The 16,594-nt window shown below is 62.8% G+C and carries 19 protein-coding genes and 1 pseudogene; 16 read left to right on the forward strand and 4 right to left on the reverse strand.

All coding sequences use genetic code 11. From position 1 onward, the window contains the following. Both BFP90_RS14335 and BFP90_RS14340 read right to left on the reverse strand, forming a co-directional pair. Positions 1-402: a helix-turn-helix domain-containing protein gene (locus BFP90_RS14335; RefSeq protein ID WP_057724389.1), complete on the reverse strand. Its 402-nt coding sequence runs from the start codon at positions 400-402 to the stop codon at positions 1-3. Next, positions 399-694 (reverse strand): annotated as a pseudogene (locus tag BFP90_RS14340) (type II toxin-antitoxin system HigB family toxin). Before BFP90_RS14340 ends, BFP90_RS14335 begins: the two are co-directional and overlap by 4 nt. A gap of 222 nt (positions 695-916) precedes the next feature. Here BFP90_RS14340 and trxC point away from each other — a divergent pair. Then, entirely contained in the window at positions 917-1,351 is a 435-nt protein-coding gene (gene trxC, locus BFP90_RS14345) for a thioredoxin TrxC (RefSeq protein WP_057724391.1), read from the forward strand. 129 nt (positions 1,352-1,480) lie between these two features. Here trxC and BFP90_RS14350 read toward each other — a convergent pair whose 3' ends face one another. Further along, the gene (locus BFP90_RS14350) at positions 1,481-1,699 is read right to left on the reverse strand and encodes a DUF6124 family protein (protein WP_176718041.1); all 219 of its coding nucleotides are present in this window, start codon (positions 1,697-1,699) and stop codon (positions 1,481-1,483) included. Positions 1,700-2,182: 483 nt separating this feature from the next. Beyond that, a complete protein-coding gene (locus BFP90_RS14355) occupies positions 2,183-2,953 on the reverse strand; it encodes a ParA family protein (RefSeq protein ID WP_065897108.1) in 771 nt (256 codons plus the stop codon). Positions 2,954-3,269: 316 nt separating this feature from the next. Between BFP90_RS14355 and BFP90_RS14360 the strand changes: the two genes are divergently transcribed. The 15 genes from BFP90_RS14360 to BFP90_RS14430 are packed head-to-tail and all read left to right on the forward strand — an operon-like array spanning position 3,270 to position 16,587. Beyond that, positions 3,270-3,989 (forward strand): beta-ketoacyl synthase chain length factor, encoded by a 720-nt coding sequence (locus BFP90_RS14360; protein ID WP_065892064.1) that lies wholly within the window; start codon positions 3,270-3,272, stop codon positions 3,987-3,989. Next, positions 3,965-4,777 carry a lysophospholipid acyltransferase family protein gene (locus BFP90_RS14365; protein WP_065897110.1) on the forward strand — a complete coding sequence of 271 codons (813 nt, stop codon included), beginning with the start codon at positions 3,965-3,967 and terminating at the stop codon, positions 4,775-4,777. Before BFP90_RS14360 ends, BFP90_RS14365 begins: the two co-directional genes overlap by 25 nt. Then, complete coding sequence (locus BFP90_RS14370; protein WP_065886594.1) at positions 4,755-5,024, forward strand: phosphopantetheine-binding protein; 270 nt, start codon at positions 4,755-4,757, stop codon at positions 5,022-5,024. The genes BFP90_RS14365 and BFP90_RS14370 overlap by 23 nt, the downstream gene beginning before the upstream one ends. Positions 5,025-5,033: 9 nt before the next feature. Continuing rightward, the gene (locus BFP90_RS14375; protein WP_003209389.1) at positions 5,034-5,288 is read left to right on the forward strand and encodes an acyl carrier protein; all 255 of its coding nucleotides are present in this window, start codon (positions 5,034-5,036) and stop codon (positions 5,286-5,288) included. Then, on the forward strand, positions 5,285-5,830 hold the full coding sequence (locus tag BFP90_RS14380; RefSeq protein WP_065897112.1) for a COG4648 family protein: 546 nt from the start codon (positions 5,285-5,287) through the stop codon (positions 5,828-5,830). The genes BFP90_RS14375 and BFP90_RS14380 overlap by 4 nt, the downstream gene beginning before the upstream one ends. Then, positions 5,827-7,497 (forward strand): acyl-CoA synthetase family protein, encoded by a 1,671-nt coding sequence (locus BFP90_RS14385; RefSeq protein WP_065897115.1) that lies wholly within the window; start codon positions 5,827-5,829, stop codon positions 7,495-7,497. The genes BFP90_RS14380 and BFP90_RS14385 overlap by 4 nt, the downstream gene beginning before the upstream one ends. Continuing rightward, on the forward strand, positions 7,490-8,224 hold the full coding sequence (locus BFP90_RS14390; RefSeq protein WP_065897116.1) for a glycosyltransferase family 2 protein: 735 nt from the start codon (positions 7,490-7,492) through the stop codon (positions 8,222-8,224). The genes BFP90_RS14385 and BFP90_RS14390 overlap by 8 nt, the downstream gene beginning before the upstream one ends. After that, on the forward strand, positions 8,221-9,156 hold the full coding sequence (locus tag BFP90_RS14395; RefSeq protein ID WP_065897117.1) for an LpxL/LpxP family acyltransferase: 936 nt from the start codon (positions 8,221-8,223) through the stop codon (positions 9,154-9,156). Before BFP90_RS14390 ends, BFP90_RS14395 begins: the two co-directional genes overlap by 4 nt. Next, positions 9,140-10,681: an HAL/PAL/TAL family ammonia-lyase gene (hutH, locus tag BFP90_RS14400; protein WP_065897119.1), complete on the forward strand. Its 1,542-nt coding sequence runs from the start codon at positions 9,140-9,142 to the stop codon at positions 10,679-10,681. The genes BFP90_RS14395 and hutH overlap by 17 nt, the downstream gene beginning before the upstream one ends. Then, complete coding sequence (locus BFP90_RS14405; RefSeq protein WP_065897121.1) at positions 10,674-11,099, forward strand: acyl-CoA thioesterase; 426 nt, start codon at positions 10,674-10,676, stop codon at positions 11,097-11,099. Before hutH ends, BFP90_RS14405 begins: the two co-directional genes overlap by 8 nt. After that, on the forward strand, positions 11,096-11,779 hold the full coding sequence (locus BFP90_RS14410; RefSeq protein ID WP_065897123.1) for an outer membrane lipoprotein carrier protein LolA: 684 nt from the start codon (positions 11,096-11,098) through the stop codon (positions 11,777-11,779). The genes BFP90_RS14405 and BFP90_RS14410 overlap by 4 nt, the downstream gene beginning before the upstream one ends. Beyond that, on the forward strand, positions 11,751-14,081 hold the full coding sequence (locus BFP90_RS14415) for an MMPL family transporter (RefSeq protein ID WP_065897128.1): 2,331 nt from the start codon (positions 11,751-11,753) through the stop codon (positions 14,079-14,081). The genes BFP90_RS14410 and BFP90_RS14415 overlap by 29 nt, the downstream gene beginning before the upstream one ends. Before the next feature lie 33 nt (positions 14,082-14,114). Continuing rightward, entirely contained in the window at positions 14,115-15,362 is a 1,248-nt protein-coding gene (locus tag BFP90_RS14420) for an NAD(P)/FAD-dependent oxidoreductase (RefSeq protein ID WP_083203249.1), read from the forward strand. Next, entirely contained in the window at positions 15,359-16,108 is a 750-nt protein-coding gene (locus BFP90_RS14425) for a class I SAM-dependent methyltransferase (RefSeq protein WP_065892082.1), read from the forward strand. The genes BFP90_RS14420 and BFP90_RS14425 overlap by 4 nt, the downstream gene beginning before the upstream one ends. Next, positions 16,105-16,587: a hypothetical protein gene (locus BFP90_RS14430; RefSeq protein WP_065897132.1), complete on the forward strand. Its 483-nt coding sequence runs from the start codon at positions 16,105-16,107 to the stop codon at positions 16,585-16,587. Before BFP90_RS14425 ends, BFP90_RS14430 begins: the two co-directional genes overlap by 4 nt. The last annotated feature ends 7 nt before the right edge of the window (positions 16,588-16,594 follow it).

A 16,594-nucleotide genomic window follows, 5' to 3' on the forward strand; every position in this document is an offset into this window, starting at 1 on the left:
TTAGATAAAGGTCTCCACGGACACCCCGAAACGCTCGGCCAGCCAACGAATCTGACGCACGTTGAGCTGGCGTTTTCCGCTCAATATTTCAGAGACGACTGATTGTGCCCCAACCCCCGGAAGGTCGCTCTGGGTGAGATTGTGCTCGCGCATCATGTAGCGCAGCACATCGACCCCGCTGGCGACGGGCATTGGGCGGTGTTCACGGTCATACGCTTCGATCCAGTCACTGAGAATGTCGACCAGGCTCATCAGCGGGCTGTCTTCGTCTTCACCCACGAGGCTCAACAACTCATCCAGACCGCATACCAGTGCGTCGTAGTCCGCCTCGTTTTCCGGCTTGCGCAGCACCGGCGAAACGAACTGCCAGTGTTCTGCCGCTACTTGCATAAGCGCGCTCATCTGTTTTTTTCCTTCCATTTGTCCTTCTCATAGTCGCGGTGGTCCAGCAGGTGCTTGATGTAAACGCGCTGCATTCGATACTGCACCGACGCGATCAGCCTCAGCTTGTTACCGCCAATATCAAACACATGAAATTCACCTACCTTGTCCGTGGCGGGAAACATGGCTTTCATTGCAGCGAAGTCCTTGGGGGCGTGCGCTTGATCACGCGATACCACTGGTCCAAAGCTGTTGCCGAGCGCGGCCATGTTTCCTTTGCTTCCCAGATCCTCTTTTCACTGATGACTCGCATGCAACGTCCCTATCGCATCTTGCTATGGAGGTTAAACCTGATTTCCGACTATCGCAATTTGCTATAGCCGTAAACAGACCAATGGCGCACAACAGCAATCCTAGACAGACGATTCATTCGGCGCGGGAGAAACTGTGAGCGAATGAGTCTCTGCATCCAGCCTTGATAAATCTCAGCCCCGGCACCAGATACAACCTATTGGCCAGTCCCCAGGAGCCTCCGATGTCTGAACCTCTCGTAATCCCCTGCCCTCATTGCAACGGTCTCAACCGCATCCCCGGCGCACGCCTGGGTGATGCGCCCAAATGCGGCCGTTGCAAGCAGCCAGTGCTGTTGAACAAGCCGTTTGAATTGAAACAGGGCGACTACGCCAGCCAGATCAAGGGCGACCTGCCGTTGCTGGTGGACGTGTGGGCTGACTGGTGCGGGCCGTGCAAGTCGTTTGCGCCGGTATTCGAGCAGGCCGCCGGGCAGCTTGAAGGCAAATGCCGGTTGGCCAAGCTGGACAGTGAGGCTAACCAGCAGTTGTCGGCGCAGTTGGGGATCCGGTCGATTCCGAGTTTGATTCTGTTCAAGAATGGCCGGGAAGTGGCGCGCCAGAGTGGGGCCTTTCCGTTGCCACAGTTGATGAGTTGGTTGCGTAGTCAGGGCGTGTAACCCGGTCAGGAAAGCACCACAGGACAGTGTGGGAGGGGGCTTGCTCCCGATAGCGGTGTATCAGTGACACATAAGTGCCTGACACTCTGCTATCGGGAGCAAGCCCCCTCCCACATTTTTAACCGCGTTTTAACTTGAGGATAGCGGGGCTTGGCGGTCCATCATCTGGCTGACCAGCATGACGCCAAGCTCGCTCAGTTGATGGATAGCCAGGGCCACATCGCGGTGTTCACCGGTAAGGTCGTTGGATAGATTGAGCAATAAGGTGCGGACCGAAGAGAAGGTTTCGTAGCTGTTGATCACCAGCGCTTCGGTGGGGAGGCTGGGTGTAACGGTGAATAAATTCATATTTTCGTTCTCTGCCAGGGCCATCGCCTGCTTGCTACTAAACAAGGGGCGGCAGCTGTACGCAGGTTAGTAGACCGGTAGAACGAAAGCAAAACCCGGCGCACCCGAAGGTGCCCTGCGCACAGCTACCATCGACAGGCAAAGACGCCATGCTTTTGGAGCGGTGCACATGCTTTCGTCTGAGCGGGCTACTAAACCCGATCACTGAACATTCAGCGACCGGCAAACCTTAGAGACCCACATCCAGACGCACAAGCCGGCGGATTCTGGCGTAGCTGTAGGCAAGGTTACAAGGCCAATCCTCTGCTGCCAGAGACTTCCTACAGACCTTGTGGGAAAAATCCAAATTCCTCTACCGGAACGCTATCCAAAAGTGGGAGGGGGCTTGCCCCCGATAGCGGTGGGTCAGCTACAAATAAGCTGGCTGACATACCGCATCGGGAGCAAGCCCCCTCCCACATTGAATCCATGCAGCGCTTGAGATCAGGCGTTTTCCAGCAAGTTATGCAGTTCCACGAACTGTTGCGTCAGCTTGTGCCGTGGGTCCAGGTGAATCAGCGGCTTGTTCTCTTGGTGCGACTCACGCATGCGCACCGAGCTGGCGAGGTACACCGGCAGCACCGGCAGCCCTTCGGCAATCATTTCGTCGAGTATCTGCTGCGGCAGGCTCGCCCGGGCCTGGAACTGGTTGACCACGATACCTTCCACTTCCAGACCTTCGTTATGGTCTTCCTTCAATTCTTCGATTTCAGCCAACAGGCCATACAGGGCGTGGCGCGAGAAGCTGTCGCAATCGAAGGGGATCAGCACGCGATCAGCGGCTATCAGCGCCGAAACCGCATAAAAATTCAACGCCGGGGGCGTGTCCAGGTAGATACGGTCGTAGTCCTCGTTCAACTCATCCAGCAGCTTTCGCAGCTTATTGATCTTGTGCTTGGCCTCGAGCTTGGGCTGCAGGTCCGCCAGTTCCGGGGTGGCGGTGATGACATGCAGGTTGTCGAAAGGCGTTTCGTAGATATCCACCTTGTTCTTCTTGGAAAACGGCCCGGAAGACAGGGTTTGCTTGAAAAAATCGGCGATCCCCATGGGAATGTCATCACCGGTCAGCCCGGTGAGGTACTGGGTGGAGTTACCCTGCGCATCGAGGTCCACCAACAGGGTTCGATAACCTTCGCTGGCGCTGACCGCCGCCAGGTTGCAGGCGATGCTGGACTTACCCACGCCGCCTTTCTGATTGAACACCACGCGCCGCATGGAAAAGCCTCCGTGTATCAATGAATAACCCGAGTGTAGAGCGCAAAAGCGCCGGTTAGCTACCTCGTTCATCCATCCGCTGTGCCTGGCTCACAAATGAATGGGAACGTTCCGATATTCCGGTTCGACCTTCTGTCGCACACAGCGCGTAAATTTCAACGACTTATTTGTAATCAATAGCGAACAAATTTTAACCAGTATTTGCTAGAACCCCACGGCACCGGGATAATGCGCGCCATTCGGCCATTGCCCTCTGTCCCGGAATCCGGGGCCATTGGCCGCACATGGAAGCCCGCAGGGGCGGGATAACTTCTCAGTGATCAACTTCAACATCGCCCAATGGCGCGCCTGGGCTCCAAGCCTTGAGAGTGCGGACGACTGGCACGCCTGGTGCCGGGACCCGGTGTTGCTGCCTGTCAGCGACGCGTCCCCCGATGTGTCATTTTTGCCAGCTATGCAGCGCCGCCGCCTGAGCCGTCTGGCGCGCATGGCGTTCAGCGTCGGCTGGCCACTGGCCGAAGGCCTTGAAGACCTGCCGCTGGTGTTCATTTCCCGCCACGGCGAAACCCCGCGCACCCTCGACATCCTCAGCGACCTGGCCAACGAGCAGCCACTGTCGCCGACCCAGTTCAGCCTGTCGGTGCATAACGCGGTGATTGGCCTGTGGTCGATCCTGCGCAATGAAACCAGCGAGATGACCGCCCTTGCCGCCGCCGGTGATGGCCTCGAACACGGCGTGCTCGAAGCCGCCGCATTGCTCAACGAAGGCGCCCCGGCCGTATTGCTGATAATTACCGAAGAACAACCGCCCGAGGCGTACGCCAGCTGGATTGCTGACGTGCCCTTCCCCTATGCCCTGGGCCTTTTGCTGACGCCGGGCGACGAGTGGCAACTGGAACTAAACAGCAGCGCTGTCCAACTCACTCACACCCAGTGGCCCCACGCCCTGAACCTGCTGCGCACCCTGCTGACCGAACAGGGCGCCTGCCAACATGCCTGGAAGAACCGAGTATGGAACTGGCGACCCAAGTCCTGAACGACAAACCACGGCAGGCCTATTACTGGCGCCTGTTCGCCACGGCCGCCAGCTTCTTTGTGTTCGGCGTCGGCGGGCTGTGCCTGCGCTTGCTGGTGTTCCCGCTGCTCAGTTGCCTGCCGGGCGACGCCGGGCAGCATCAACGGCGCGCGCGCCACACCATCAGTTGCTTGTTCTGGTTCTTCATTCGCCTGATGAAACGGCTGGGCATCCTCACGTACAGCGTCGAGGGCGCGGAGAAACTCGGTCGCCCGGGCCAGATGATCGTCGCCAACCACCCGTCGCTGATCGATGTCGTGTTCCTGATCGGCCTGATGCGCCAGACCAATTGCGTGGTCAAGCAGAGCCTGTTCCAGAACCCGTTCACCCGCGGCCCGGTGCGCGACGCCGGCTACATCAGCAACGATGGCAGCGCCGACATGCTCGATGCCGCTGCCGATGCCCTGCGCGCGGGGCAAACCCTGATCATCTTTCCCGAGGGCACCCGCACCACACCCGGCGCGCCACCGGCCTTTCATCGCGGCGGCGCGGCCATTGCGCTGCGCGGTGCGACGATCATCACCCCGGTGGTGATCAAGGTCAGCCCCACCACCCTGACCAAGGCCGAGCCCTGGTATCGCATTCCCAAGTGCCGATTTCACTTCAGTTTGCGTGTGGGTGCCGATATAGAACCACACGCGTTTGCCGCACTGGGCCCCGCGCCCCAGGCGTCACGCAAGCTCAACGATTACCTGCATCACTATTTCATTAAGGAGCTCGCCGAAGATGAGCGACCAACACCGCCTTGAGCACGACATAAAGACGCTGATCATCGAGGCCCTGGGCCTGGAAGACATCAGCGCCGACGACATCGGCAGCGACCAGACCCTGTTCGGCGAGGGCCTGGGCCTGGATTCGGTCGACGCCCTTGAACTGGGCCTGGCGATTCAGAAAACGTACGGCATCAAGATCGACGCCGACGCCAAGGACACGCGCAATCACTTCACCAACGTGGCCAGCCTTGCGGCATTCGTCACGGCCAGACAGGCAGCTTGAGACCGGACCATGCAAACTCGTGACGATATTTTCAACACCCTGCGCGATGCCTTGGTGGAACTGTTTGAACTGGAACCTGAGCGCGTCACCCTGGACGCCAACCTGTACCAGGACCTGGAAATCGACAGCATCGATGCCGTGGACCTGATCGACCATATCAAGCGCCAGACCGGCAAGAAGATCGCCGCCGAGGAATTCAAGGCGGTGCGCACCGTCAATGACGTGGTTGAGGCGGTGTACCGTCTGGTCCAGCCCGCCGCATGAGCCGGCTGATCGGCCTTGGCCTGTTGCTGGCGGGGCTGCTGTACCCCTTCGCGGTGTATTACGGCACCGAGCATTTTGCGCCCTGGCAATTTGGCCTGTTGTTGGGCAGCCTGTGGTTGCTGCGCGCGTTCACCGCTGCACGACGCCCCGGCAGTCGCTGGATGGCGCTGGTGGTGATTGTGTTTTGCCTGGCGCTGGCCTGGTTCGATAACCCGCAATGGCTGCGCTGGTACCCCAGCCTGGTCAGTGGGTTCATGCTGGCACTGTTCGGCCTGAGCCTGAAATACGGGCCACCGATGGTCGAGCGCCTGGCGCGCATGACTGAGCCGGACCTGCCGGCGAACGCGGTGCTGTATACGCGCCAGGTCACCGTGGTGTGGAGTGTGTTTTTTCTGTGTAATGGCCTGCTCGCTGCCGCCCTCACCTTGTGGGCGCCGCTGAGCTGGTGGACGTTGTACAACGGCTTTATCGCCTACGCGCTGATGGGGCTGTTGTTTGCCGTGGAATGGCTGGTACGACAAAGGGTTCGAGGCCGCGTATGAAAGGTTTGAAACTTGAGCACCTGCTGCTCGAGCCACAGGAACAGCGTCGGGTCACCACTGAGCCGGCGCTCAATCATGCTCAACTGATGGAGCAGTCGCTGCGCCTGGCGGCAGGCTTGCAAGCGCGTGGCATCCAGCGCCTGGCGGTGCACCTGGAAGACGCCGGCGTGCTGGCGATTGCGTTGCTCGGCGCCTGGCGTGCCGGGGTCGGCGTGTTGCTGCCCGCCGACCTGCAGCCGCAAACCCGTCAACGCTGGGATGCCGTCGTCGATGCCTGGCTGACAGAAGCGGCGGACGTTGAAGCGTTGTACCAGGCGCCTCTGAGCCCTGCCGCCCTCGACCTCGATCGCTGCCAACTGAGCCTGTGCACCTCCGGCTCCAGCGGTGAACCCAAGCGCATCGACAAGTCCCTGCGCCAGCTGGCCAATGAGGTACAGGCGCTGGAGGCACTGTGGGGCGCCGACCTGCAAGACGCCTGCATTATCGGCAGCGTCGCCACCCAACACATCTACGGCTTGCTGTTCCGTGTGCTGTGGCCACTGTGCGCCGGTCGCACGTTTTTGCGCAGGCAACTGGCATTCCCCGAGGACATGCAGCGCGCCAGTCGCGAGCATTCGCCATTCGCCTGGGTGGCCAGCCCGGCGCTGCTCAAGCGCATGGGCGATAACCTTGACTGGCCGGCGCTGAGCCAGGTCTCACGGGTGTTTTCCTCAGGGGGAGCCTTGCCTGTCGAAGCCGCCGGCAGCCTCTATGACCGCTTGCAGCAGTGGCCGACGGAAATCCTCGGCAGCTCGGAAACCGGCGGCATCGCCTGGCGCCAGGGCGCACAACCCTGGCAGCCGTTTGCCGACGTGCACCTGAGCCAGGCGGCCGACGGTGCCCTGCGCATTGCCTCGCCCTACCTGCCCGCCGGGCATATCGAACAGACCGCCGACGCCGCGCGCATCCATGCCGATGGCCGCTTCGAACTGCTCGGCCGCCTGGACCGCATCGTCAAGCTGGAAGAAAAACGCATCGCCCTGCCGATGCTCGAACAGGCATTGATGACCCATCCGTGGGTCGCTGAAACCCGCCTGGGCGTGGTGCAGGAAAACCGCGCGTCACTCGGTGCCCTGGTGGTACTGAGCGCCAAGGGCCTGCATGTTCTGCGCAACCAGGGCCGGCGCACGGTGACCCAAACCCTGCGCCAGCACCTGAGCCAGCATTGCGAAGCCCTGGCCTTGCCCCGCCGCTGGCGTTTGTTGCGCCAACTGCCGCTCAACAGCCAGGGCAAGCTGCCCCAGGCCGATATCGAGGCGCTGTTGCTGGCCCCCCGCCCCAAGGCGCCGGACGTACTGGAGCAGGTCGAAATCGACGGCGAATGGACATTGCAACTGAGCGTGCCGCCCGACCTGGCCTATTTCAGCGGGCATTTTCCAGTCACGCCTGTGCTGCCGGGCGTGGTGCAAGTGGAATGGGCCTTCAACCTGGGCCAGCAACTGCTCGACTTGCCGAGTACGTTTGCCGGTATGGAAGTGCTCAAGTTCCAGCAACTGGTGCGCCCCGGCGATCACATTCAATTGCACCTGCGCTTTGACCAAGAGCGCGGCAAGTTGTACTTCGCCTATCGCAATGGGGAGGCTGCATGCTCAAGTGGCCGGATCGTGCTGGAGGCCGCACATGCATAACCCCTGCGCACTGATCCCGGTCTACAACCATGAAACCGCCGTGCCCGCCGTGGTGCGCAGCCTTCTGAACAGTGGCCTGCCCTGCCTGTTGGTGGACGACGGCAGCAGCCCGGCCTGTGCGGCGGTGCTTATGCAACTGGCGACGCTGGATAACGTCACCCTGCTGACCCTGCCCCGCAATCAGGGCAAGGGCGCCGCCGTCATGGCGGGCTTTCGCGAAGCCGCGCGCTTGGGCCACAGCCACGCCCTGCAAGTGGACGCCGACGGCCAGCATGACCTGCGCGAAGTCGAGACCTTTATCGATACATCCCGCAGGCACCCCGACGCGATCATCTGCGGCTATCCCGAATACGACGAAAGCGTGCCCAAGGGCCGCCTCTACGCGCGCTACCTGACCCACGTGTGGGTGTGGATCAACACCCTGTCGTTGCAGATTCGCGACTCGATGTGCGGCTTTCGCGTGTACCCGCTGGCACCCACCCTGGCGCTGATGGACTCGGCCTACATCGGCACGCGCATGGATTTCGACTCGGACATCCTCGTGCGCCTGGCCTGGCGCAACCAGCCGATGCGCTGGCTGCCGACCCAGGTGCATTACCCCGCCGACGGCCTGTCGCACTTTCGCCTGTTGCACGACAACGCGCGCATCAGCGCCATGCATACGCGGTTGTTCTTCGGCATGCTGGTGCGCGCGCCCGCCATCCTGTGGCGCCGGTGGCAGGCATGAGCGAGCGCAGCAAACACTGGGCCGACCGCGAGGAGCGCGGCAGCTTCCGGCTGATGAAACTCACGGCGTTCGCGGCAAAGATTCTTGGCCGGCGCCTGTTGAGCCCGTTGCTCTACAGCATCGTGTTCTACTTCTTCGTGTTCGGCCGCACCGCGCGCCAGAGCGCCTGGCAATACCAGCAGCGCCTGGCGCAGTGGAGCGGGCGTGCCGAGCTGCAGCCGAGCCATGCCAAGGTCTTCGGCCAGTTCATGGCCTTCGCCGACTCCCTGCTCGACAAGCTCGACGTGTGGAACGGCAAGCTGCGCCTGGAGCAAATCGAAATCAACGACCCCGCGCAATTGCGCGGCCAGTTGCGTGGCGAGCGCGGGCAGATGCTGGTGGGCGCGCACCTGGGCAACCTGGAAGTGTGCCGCGCGCTGGCGGAGATCGGCGAACAGGTGACCATGAACGTGCTGGTGCACACCAAGCATGCCGAGCGTTTCAATCGTCTGCTGGGCGAAGCGGGCGCGACCCATTTGCGCCTGATCCAGGTCAGCGAACTGGACCCGGCCACCATGCTGCTGCTCAGCCAGCGCCTGGACGACGGCGAGTGGCTGGCGATTGCCGGCGACCGCATTCCGCTGCACGGCGGGCGCACGGTGCGCGTGGATTTCCTCGGGCATGATGCCGCATTCCCCCAGGGCCCGTGGCTGCTGGCCGGCCTGCTCAAGTGCCCGGTCAACCTGCTGATGTGCCTCAAGCACCAGGGCCGCTATCGCCTGACCATCGAGCCCTTCGCGCCATTGATCGAATGGAAGCGCAGCACCCGTGAGCAGGTCATCGCCCTGTGGGCCGCTCGCTACGCCGCACGCCTGGGCCAGTTCTGCCTGCAAGCGCCGCAACAATGGTTCAACTTTTACCCTTTCTGGAAGACCGATGACCACGTCTCTTGAGCCGATCACCTTTGGCGAACGCCCCCTGCGCATCGAAGACGTCCTGGCCCTGGCCAACCGTCAGGTGCCCACTCGCTTGCAGGACGATGCCGCGTATCGCCGGCGCATCGCCAAGGGCGCGCAGTTTCTTGATTCGCTGCTGGACAAGGAAGGCGTGATCTACGGCGTGACCACCGGCTACGGCGACTCCTGCGTGGTGGCGGTGCCGCTCGAACACGTCGAGGCGCTGCCGCGTCATCTGTACACCTTCCACGGTTGCGGCCTGGGCAAGTTGCTCGATGCCCAAGCCACCCGCGCCGTGCTGGCGGCGCGCTTGCAGTCGCTGTGCCATGGCGTGTCCGGGGTACGCGTGGAACTGCTCGAGCGCCTGCACGGATTCCTCGAACACGACGTGCTGCCGCTGATCCCGGAAGAAGGCTCGGTGGGCGCCAGCGGTGACCTGACGCCGCTGTCGTATGTGGCGGCCACCTTGTCCGGTGAACGAGAAGTGCTGTTTGGTGGCGAACGCCGCCAGGCCGCCGACGTACACCGCGAGCTGGGCTGGGAACCTTTGGTGCTGCGCCCCAAGGAAGCCCTGGCGTTGATGAACGGCACAGCGGTAATGACCGGCATTGCCTGCCTGGCCTTCGCCCGCGCCGACTACCTGCTGCAGCTGGCCACGCGCATCACCGCGTTGAATGTGGTGGCGCTGCAAGGCAACCCGGAACACTTCGACGAACGCCTGTTCGCCGCCAAGCCCCATCCCGGGCAAATGCAAGTAGCCGCCTGGCTGCGCAAGGACCTGGCCATCGATGCACCGACGGCCCCGCTGCACCGCCTGCAGGATCGCTACTCCCTGCGCTGCGCGCCCCATGTACTCGGCGTGCTGGCCGACAGCCTGGACTGGCTGCGCGCGTTTATCGAAATCGAACTGAACAGCGCCAACGACAACCCGATCATCGATGCCGAAGAGGAACGCGTGCTGCACGGCGGGCACTTCTACGGCGGGCACATTGCCTTTGCCATGGACAGCCTCAAGACACTGGTGGCCAATGTCGCCGACCTGCTCGACCGCCAGATGGCGCTGCTGGTGGACGTGCGTTACAACCACGGCCTGCCGAGCAACCTGTCGGGCGCGCCGGCCGAGCGCGCAATGATCAACCATGGCTTCAAGGCCGTACAGATCGGCACCAGCGCCTGGACCGCCGAAGCGCTGAAAAACACCATGCCGGCCAGCGTGTTCTCGCGCTCGACCGAGTGCCATAACCAGGACAAGGTCAGCATGGGCACCATCGCCGCCCGCGATGCGATCCGCGTGCTCGAGCTGACCGAACAGGTCGCCGCCGCCACCTTGCTCGCCGCCAACCAAGGCGTGTGGCTGCGCGCCCAGGCTGAAGACGCACGAGCGCTGCCACCAGCACTGGCTGCCATGCACGAAGAACTGGCCCGGGACTTCCCGCCGGTCATCGAAGACCGCGCCCTGGAAGGCGAACTGCGCCTGTGCCTGCAACGCATCGCCGAGCAACACTGGAGGCTGCATGCGTAGCCCCGGCGTATTGCACTGCGACACTCAAATCCTCGTGCCGTTTTTCGACATCGACACCATGCACGTCGTATGGCACGGGCATTACGTGAAGTACCTGGAAGTGGCGCGCTGCGCGTTGCTGGACAAGATCGGCCATAACTACACCGCGATGCTCGACGCCGGCTACGCCTGGCCGGTGATCGACATGCAGCTGCGCTACGTGCGCGGCGCCACCTTCGGCCAAACGATCAACGTGCGCGCCAGCCTGGTGGAGTGGGAGAACCGTTTGAAGATCAATTACCTGATTACCGATCTGGCCAGCGGCGAACGCTTGACCCGCGCCAGCACCGTGCAAGTGGCAGTGGAAATCGCCAGCCGCGAAATGCAGCTTGCGTCGCCAACAATATTCACCAACGCCGTCGAAAGGGCCCTGAAATGAGATCCCCTGCAGGAGCGAGCTTGCTCGCGAAGATCGCCAACGATAACGCGGGGCGCCTGACACCCCGTGGGGCCCTCAGGTTTTTCGCGAGCAAGCTCGCTCCTGCAGTGGCCGTCGCATTGCTGAGCTTCAGCGCCCACGCCTTCGACCTGCAACAACTGAGCGATCAACTGGCCAAACCCAGCGTGATCCACGGCAACTTTACCCAGGAAAAACACCTGCGCGCCCTGCCCCAGCCGCTGGTCAGCAAAGGCACCTTCGTGCTCGCCAAGGACCACGGCCTGTTGTGGCTGCTCAAAACCCCGCTGCAACAGGACTATCGCATCACCAGTCAGGGCATCGCCCGGCGTGACGCCAACGGCTGGCAACTGCTGCCGAACAAGAGCGCCGGCACCGAGCAGAATCGCCTGTTCCTCGCGGTGCTCCAGGGCGACAGCAGCGGCTTGCAGCGTGACTTCGACCTGCAACTGCAAGGCCAGGCGCAAGACTGGAAGCTCACGCTGATTCCGCGCTCACTGCTGCTCAAGCAAGTATTCACCCAAATCAATATCGATGGCGGCACGCTAGTGAAGACCATCGAGCTGTTGGAAACCCAGGGCGACAGCACCGTACTGCGCATGCAGGACAGCAGCGCCGACCAACCGTTGAGCGATGCGGAGCAACACGACTTTGCCCAGTGAGCGCCTGCTGCCGCGCCTGTTCCTGATCCTGCTGGTGGCCGTGCTGGCACTGGCCGGCTGGCAGTGGCGTCACGGTGCGCCTTTGTCGGCCAACCTTATGGAGCTGGTGCCCGGCAGTACGCCGGACGCCCTGGAGATGCAAGCCGAGCAGCGCATGCAGGAACCGCTGAACCGCGAAATGCTGGTGCTGGTGGGGCATGCCGACCGCCAGCAAGCGCTGGCCATGGCGCAGCAACTGGCCGAGCGCTGGCAGGCCAGCGGCCTGTTTGAAAAGGTGCAGTGGAACCTGCAGGCCGACTTGCCGGCGCTGCGCGAACAACTGCTGCGCGACCGACTGGCGATGCTGTCGGCCAAGGACCGCGAGCAACTGATCGAACATCCCGACGCGTTTATCCAACAACGCGTGCAAACGCTGTTCGACCCCATTGCCGGCTTCAGCCTGGTGCCCAGCCAGGACGACTGGCTGGGCCTGACCGGGCGCATCCAGAACAGCCAGCCGCAACACGGCGCGGTACAGCTGGATATCGGCAGCGGCGCGTTGATCGCCGATGCCGACGGCAAAAGCTGGGTACTCCTGCGGGCGCGCACCACCGGCAATGCATTCGACATGAAACTGCCGCTGCACGTGGCGGATTTGCTCCAGGCCAGCCGCGCCCAGGCCGGCGAGCAAGGCGTGCAACTGCTCGCCGCCAGTGGCCTGCTCTATGCGGCCAACGGGCAGCAGCAAGCCACACGGGAGATGACCTGGGTCGGCGGCGGCGCAACCCTGGGCATCCTGATATTGCTGCTGCTGGCATTCCGGCGCTGGCGGGTGCTGCTGGCCTTCGTGCCGGTGGTGGTCGGCATGCTGTTTGGCGCAGTGGCCTGTGTGGCGCTGTTCGGCCATATGCACGTGATGACCCTGGTGTTGGGCTCCAGCCTGATCGGCGTGGCGGTGGATTACCCGCTGCACTATTTGTCCAAAAGCTGGAGCCTGCAGCCGTGGCGCAGTTGGCCGGCACTGCGCCTGACTCTGCCGGGCTTGAGCCTGAGCCTGGCCACCAGTTGCATCGGCTACCTGGCGCTGGCCTGGACGCCGTTCCCGGCGCTGACGCAAATCGCGGTGTTCTCGGCAGCCGGTCTGGTCGGCGCGTACCTGTGCGCCGTGTGCCTGCTGCCGGCACTGCTCAACGGCGTCGAACTGCGCCCGGCGCGCTGGCCGCTGCGCATCGCCGAACGCTTGTGGCAGTGGCGGGCGGGATTGATCAAGCGCGTGCCCGGCGCCGTGCTGCTGGTGTGGGTGCTGTTGTTCTGCGCCGGTGGCCTGTGGCAATTGAACAGTAAAAACGATATCCGCCAGTGGATCGGCGCGCCGCCGCAATTGCTGCAGGAAGCCCAGGCCGTGGCGCGCATTACCGGGTTCCAGCCCACCAGCCAGTTCTTCCTGGTGCGCGCCGACACTCAGCAGCAGTTGCTGGAGCGCCAGGCCGCCCTGGGCCAGCGCCTGGATCAACTGGTGAATATGGACAAGCTCCAGGGTTACCTGGCGCTGAATCAACTGGTCAACCTGCCCGCCGAACAGCAGCAACTGCGCGATGCGCTCAATAAGCTTGAGCAGCATTGGCAACCGTTGCTGGACATCGGCATCCCCGTCGATGCGCTGCAAGCTGAAGTCGCGCAGTTGCAGGCGCTGCCCACCGAAGACATCGACGCCGCGCTCAAAGGCCCCCTGGCCGAGCCCTGGCGCACGCTGTGGCTGGGCAAGGTAGACGGCGGCGTGGCGGCGATGGTCAGCCTGCAAGGCCTGAACAACCCGGCGTTGCTGCGGGTGCAGGCGGTGGATTTGCCCGGTGTGCAATTGGTCGATCGCCTGGGGGATTTGAACCGTGTGTTTGCCGACACTCAAATCAGCGCTGCCGAATTGAAATTGCTGTCCTGTGGGCTGATCGTGCTGCTGTTGATGCTGCCCTTCGGCTTCACCGGCGCCTTGCGCGTCGTCGCGCTGCCGTTGCTGGCGGCGCTGTGCAGCCTGGCCAGCCTCGGTTGGCTGGGCCAGCCGCTGACCCTGTTCAGCCTGTTCGGCCTGCTGCTGGTCACGGCCATCAGCGTCGACTACGCGATCCTGATGCGCGAGCAGATCGGCGGGGCCGCCGTCAGCCTGCTGGGAACCTTACTGGCGGCGCTGACCACTTGGTTATCGTTCGGCCTGCTGGCCGTCTCCAGTACCCCGGCGGTGAGCAATTTCGGCCTGTCGGTCAGCCTCGGCCTGGCATTCAGCTTTATGCTGGCGCCCTGGGCCGGGCAACAAAAGCACGCCTTATGAATGTGAATATCGCCAAAGTGGCAAGGAGCCTTCGTGCCCACAGTTGAAATGGAACGTCGCCAGGTGGTGGTGATCGGTGCCGGGCCATCCGGAGCCATCGCGGCCGCGCTGCTCAAGCGCAAAGGGCATGATGTATTGATTATCGAGCGCCAGTATTTCCCGCGTTTCTCGATTGGCGAAAGCCTGCTGTCGCACTGCATCGACTTTATCGAAGAAGCCGGCATGCTCGACGCCGTGCAGGCGGCCGGCTTTCAACGGAAAACCGGTGCGGCGTTCGCCTGGGGCGAGCGATACAGTGCGTTCGATTTCGGTGACACCTTCAGCAACGGCAAACCGACCACCTTCCAGGTGCAGCGTGCCGAGTTCGACAAGCTGCTGGCCGATCAGGCGGCGTTGCAGGGTGTGGAAATCCGCTACGGCGAGAGCATCGTCGGCGTGGATTTTTCCGCCAACCATCGCTACCTGCACGTACGCCGCGAAAATGGCAGCGAGTACCACCTCAAGACCGCATTCGTGCTGGATGCCAGTGGCTATGGCCGCGTGCTGCCGCGCCTGCTGGACCTCGAAGTGCCGTCCGGTTTCCCGCTGCGCCAGGCCGTGTTCACCCACGTCGCAGACCGCATCGAACACCCAGGCTTCGACCGTACCAAGATTCTGATAACCACCCATCCCCTGCAGCGTGATATCTGGTTCTGGACCATCCCGTTCAGCAACGGCCGATGCTCGGTGGGCGTGGTCGCGGCCAAGGAACATTTCGACGGCCGTGACCACGACCTGGATGCCTGCCTGCGCAGCTTTATCGACGAAACCCCAAGCCTGTCCGGCGTACTGCAGAACGCCGTGTGGGACACCCCGGCGCGCAGCATCGGCGGCTATTCGGCCAACGTCAAAACCCTGCATGGCCCGGGCTTTGCGCTGTTGGGCAACGCGGCGGAATTTCTCGACCCGGTGTTCTCCTCCGGCGTCACCATCGCCATGCGCTCGGCGAGCATGGCCGCGGGCGTGCTGCATCGCCAACTGCAAGGCGAAGCGGTGGACTGGCAAACCGAGTTTGCCGAACCGTTGAAGCGCGGCGTCGACACTTTCCGCTGCTACGTCGAGGGCTGGTACGCCGGGACGTTCCAGGACGTGATTTTCCACGCCGGCAGTTCGCCGCAGATTCGCCGCATGATCAGTTCGATCCTCGCCGGCTACGCCTGGGATGAACGCAACCCGTTTGTCAGCGAGCCCAAGCGGCGCCTGCGGATGCTGTCGCAAATCTGTGCGAGTGAGCCGGTATGACCAGCCCTGCGGTTGAAAAGAACTACCTGAGTAAAAACTACGTCGAAGAAACCCGCTTCGGCTTCTGGTTCCTGCGCAGCCACACCTGGCAGCATCATGTGTTGCGCGTAGCGATCAATGACCTGCGCAGCCTGTTCAGCGAACCGCTGCCGGTGGCGCCGGTATTGCTCGACGCCGGCTGCGGCCAGGGCAAATCGTTCAAGTTGCTGCAGCAGGTATTTGCGCCCGCGCGCCTGATCGGCCTGGATGCCGACCCTCACAGCCTGGCCCTGAGCCGCGAAGAAGCCACTCGCCAGGGCCTGGCCGTGGAGTTGATCGGCAGCGACTGCGCCACCCTCGAGTTACCCGACGCCAGCGTCGATATTGTGTTTTGCCACCAGACCTTTCACCACCTGGTCGAGCAGCATCGCGCGCTCAAGGAGTTCTATCGGGTCCTCAAGCCGGGCGGCTATTTGCTGTTTGCCGAATCCACCGAAGCCTATATCGACACCTGGGTGATTCGCTGGCTGTTCCGCCACCCCATGCATGTGCAGAAAAGCGCCGAGCAGTACCTGGACATGCTGCGCGAGCAGGGCTTTGAATTCGACGCGCAGAACGTCTCGTACCCCTATCTGTGGTGGAGCCGCTCCAGCGATTTCGGCCTGCTGGAACGTTGGGGCCTGCGCAAGGCGCCGCCGGTGGGCCAGCGCGAGGAAACCCTGGTCAACTGCGTGGCGCGCAAGCCGGCAGAGGCCGCGCGTTCATGATCCGCTGGTTGCTGATGGGTTGCCTGTTGCTGCTCGGCGCGTGCGCCAGCCAGGCGCCGTTGCCGCAAACCATGCCCGCCCTGAACTTGCCGATGCAGCTGCATGTACAACGCCTGGAGGGCGAACTCAGCCAGGATTGGCTGCTGGTGATCCAGCGTGAAGGCCGGGCGATTCGCTGGTCGATGATGGACCCGTTGGGCATTCCCCAGGCCCGGCAGAAGTTGATCGACGGCAAGTGGCAGGCCGATGGCTTGCTGCCGCCCAACCCCCAGGCCCGAGCGCTGTTCGCCGCGCTGTTGTTTGCCCTGGCCTCGGCGGATGACCTGCGTGCGCTGTATCCTGCGGCCCAGGCCATGGACCTTACGCGAACGCTGCCGGGCCATTGGCAAATCGTCTATCAGTCTTCAGAGGTGTTCAGCGTGAACATGGTGGGCCAACCGTTGAGCTATCGCATTACCCCGCTGGGGGTGGGCAAATGAGCGCCTA

Source organism: Pseudomonas sp. 24 E 13 (assembly GCF_900004715.1).
Lineage (GTDB): Bacteria > Pseudomonadota > Gammaproteobacteria > Pseudomonadales > Pseudomonadaceae > Aquipseudomonas > Aquipseudomonas orientalis_A.

Coding starts and splice junctions, on each gene's coding strand:
- BFP90_RS14335 (WP_057724389.1), bottom strand. CDS start 402: ATGAGCGCGCTTATGCAAGTAGCGGCAGAACACTGGCAGTTCGTTTCG.
- trxC (WP_057724391.1), top strand. CDS start 917: ATGTCTGAACCTCTCGTAATCCCCTGCCCTCATTGCAACGGTCTCAAC.
- BFP90_RS14350 (WP_176718041.1), bottom strand. CDS start 1,699: ATGAATTTATTCACCGTTACACCCAGCCTCCCCACCGAAGCGCTGGTG.
- BFP90_RS14355 (WP_065897108.1), bottom strand. CDS start 2,953: ATGCGGCGCGTGGTGTTCAATCAGAAAGGCGGCGTGGGTAAGTCCAGC.
- BFP90_RS14365 (WP_065897110.1), top strand. CDS start 3,965: ATGGAACTGGCGACCCAAGTCCTGAACGACAAACCACGGCAGGCCTAT.
- BFP90_RS14370 (WP_065886594.1), top strand. CDS start 4,755: ATGAGCGACCAACACCGCCTTGAGCACGACATAAAGACGCTGATCATC.
- BFP90_RS14375 (WP_003209389.1), top strand. CDS start 5,034: ATGCAAACTCGTGACGATATTTTCAACACCCTGCGCGATGCCTTGGTG.
- BFP90_RS14380 (WP_065897112.1), top strand. CDS start 5,285: ATGAGCCGGCTGATCGGCCTTGGCCTGTTGCTGGCGGGGCTGCTGTAC.
- BFP90_RS14385 (WP_065897115.1), top strand. CDS start 5,827: ATGAAAGGTTTGAAACTTGAGCACCTGCTGCTCGAGCCACAGGAACAG.
- BFP90_RS14390 (WP_065897116.1), top strand. CDS start 7,490: ATGCATAACCCCTGCGCACTGATCCCGGTCTACAACCATGAAACCGCC.
- BFP90_RS14395 (WP_065897117.1), top strand. CDS start 8,221: ATGAGCGAGCGCAGCAAACACTGGGCCGACCGCGAGGAGCGCGGCAGC.
- hutH (WP_065897119.1), top strand. CDS start 9,140: ATGACCACGTCTCTTGAGCCGATCACCTTTGGCGAACGCCCCCTGCGC.
- BFP90_RS14405 (WP_065897121.1), top strand. CDS start 10,674: ATGCGTAGCCCCGGCGTATTGCACTGCGACACTCAAATCCTCGTGCCG.
- BFP90_RS14410 (WP_065897123.1), top strand. CDS start 11,096: ATGAGATCCCCTGCAGGAGCGAGCTTGCTCGCGAAGATCGCCAACGAT.
- BFP90_RS14415 (WP_065897128.1), top strand. CDS start 11,751: ATGCGGAGCAACACGACTTTGCCCAGTGAGCGCCTGCTGCCGCGCCTG.
- BFP90_RS14425 (WP_065892082.1), top strand. CDS start 15,359: ATGACCAGCCCTGCGGTTGAAAAGAACTACCTGAGTAAAAACTACGTC.
- BFP90_RS14430 (WP_065897132.1), top strand. CDS start 16,105: ATGATCCGCTGGTTGCTGATGGGTTGCCTGTTGCTGCTCGGCGCGTGC.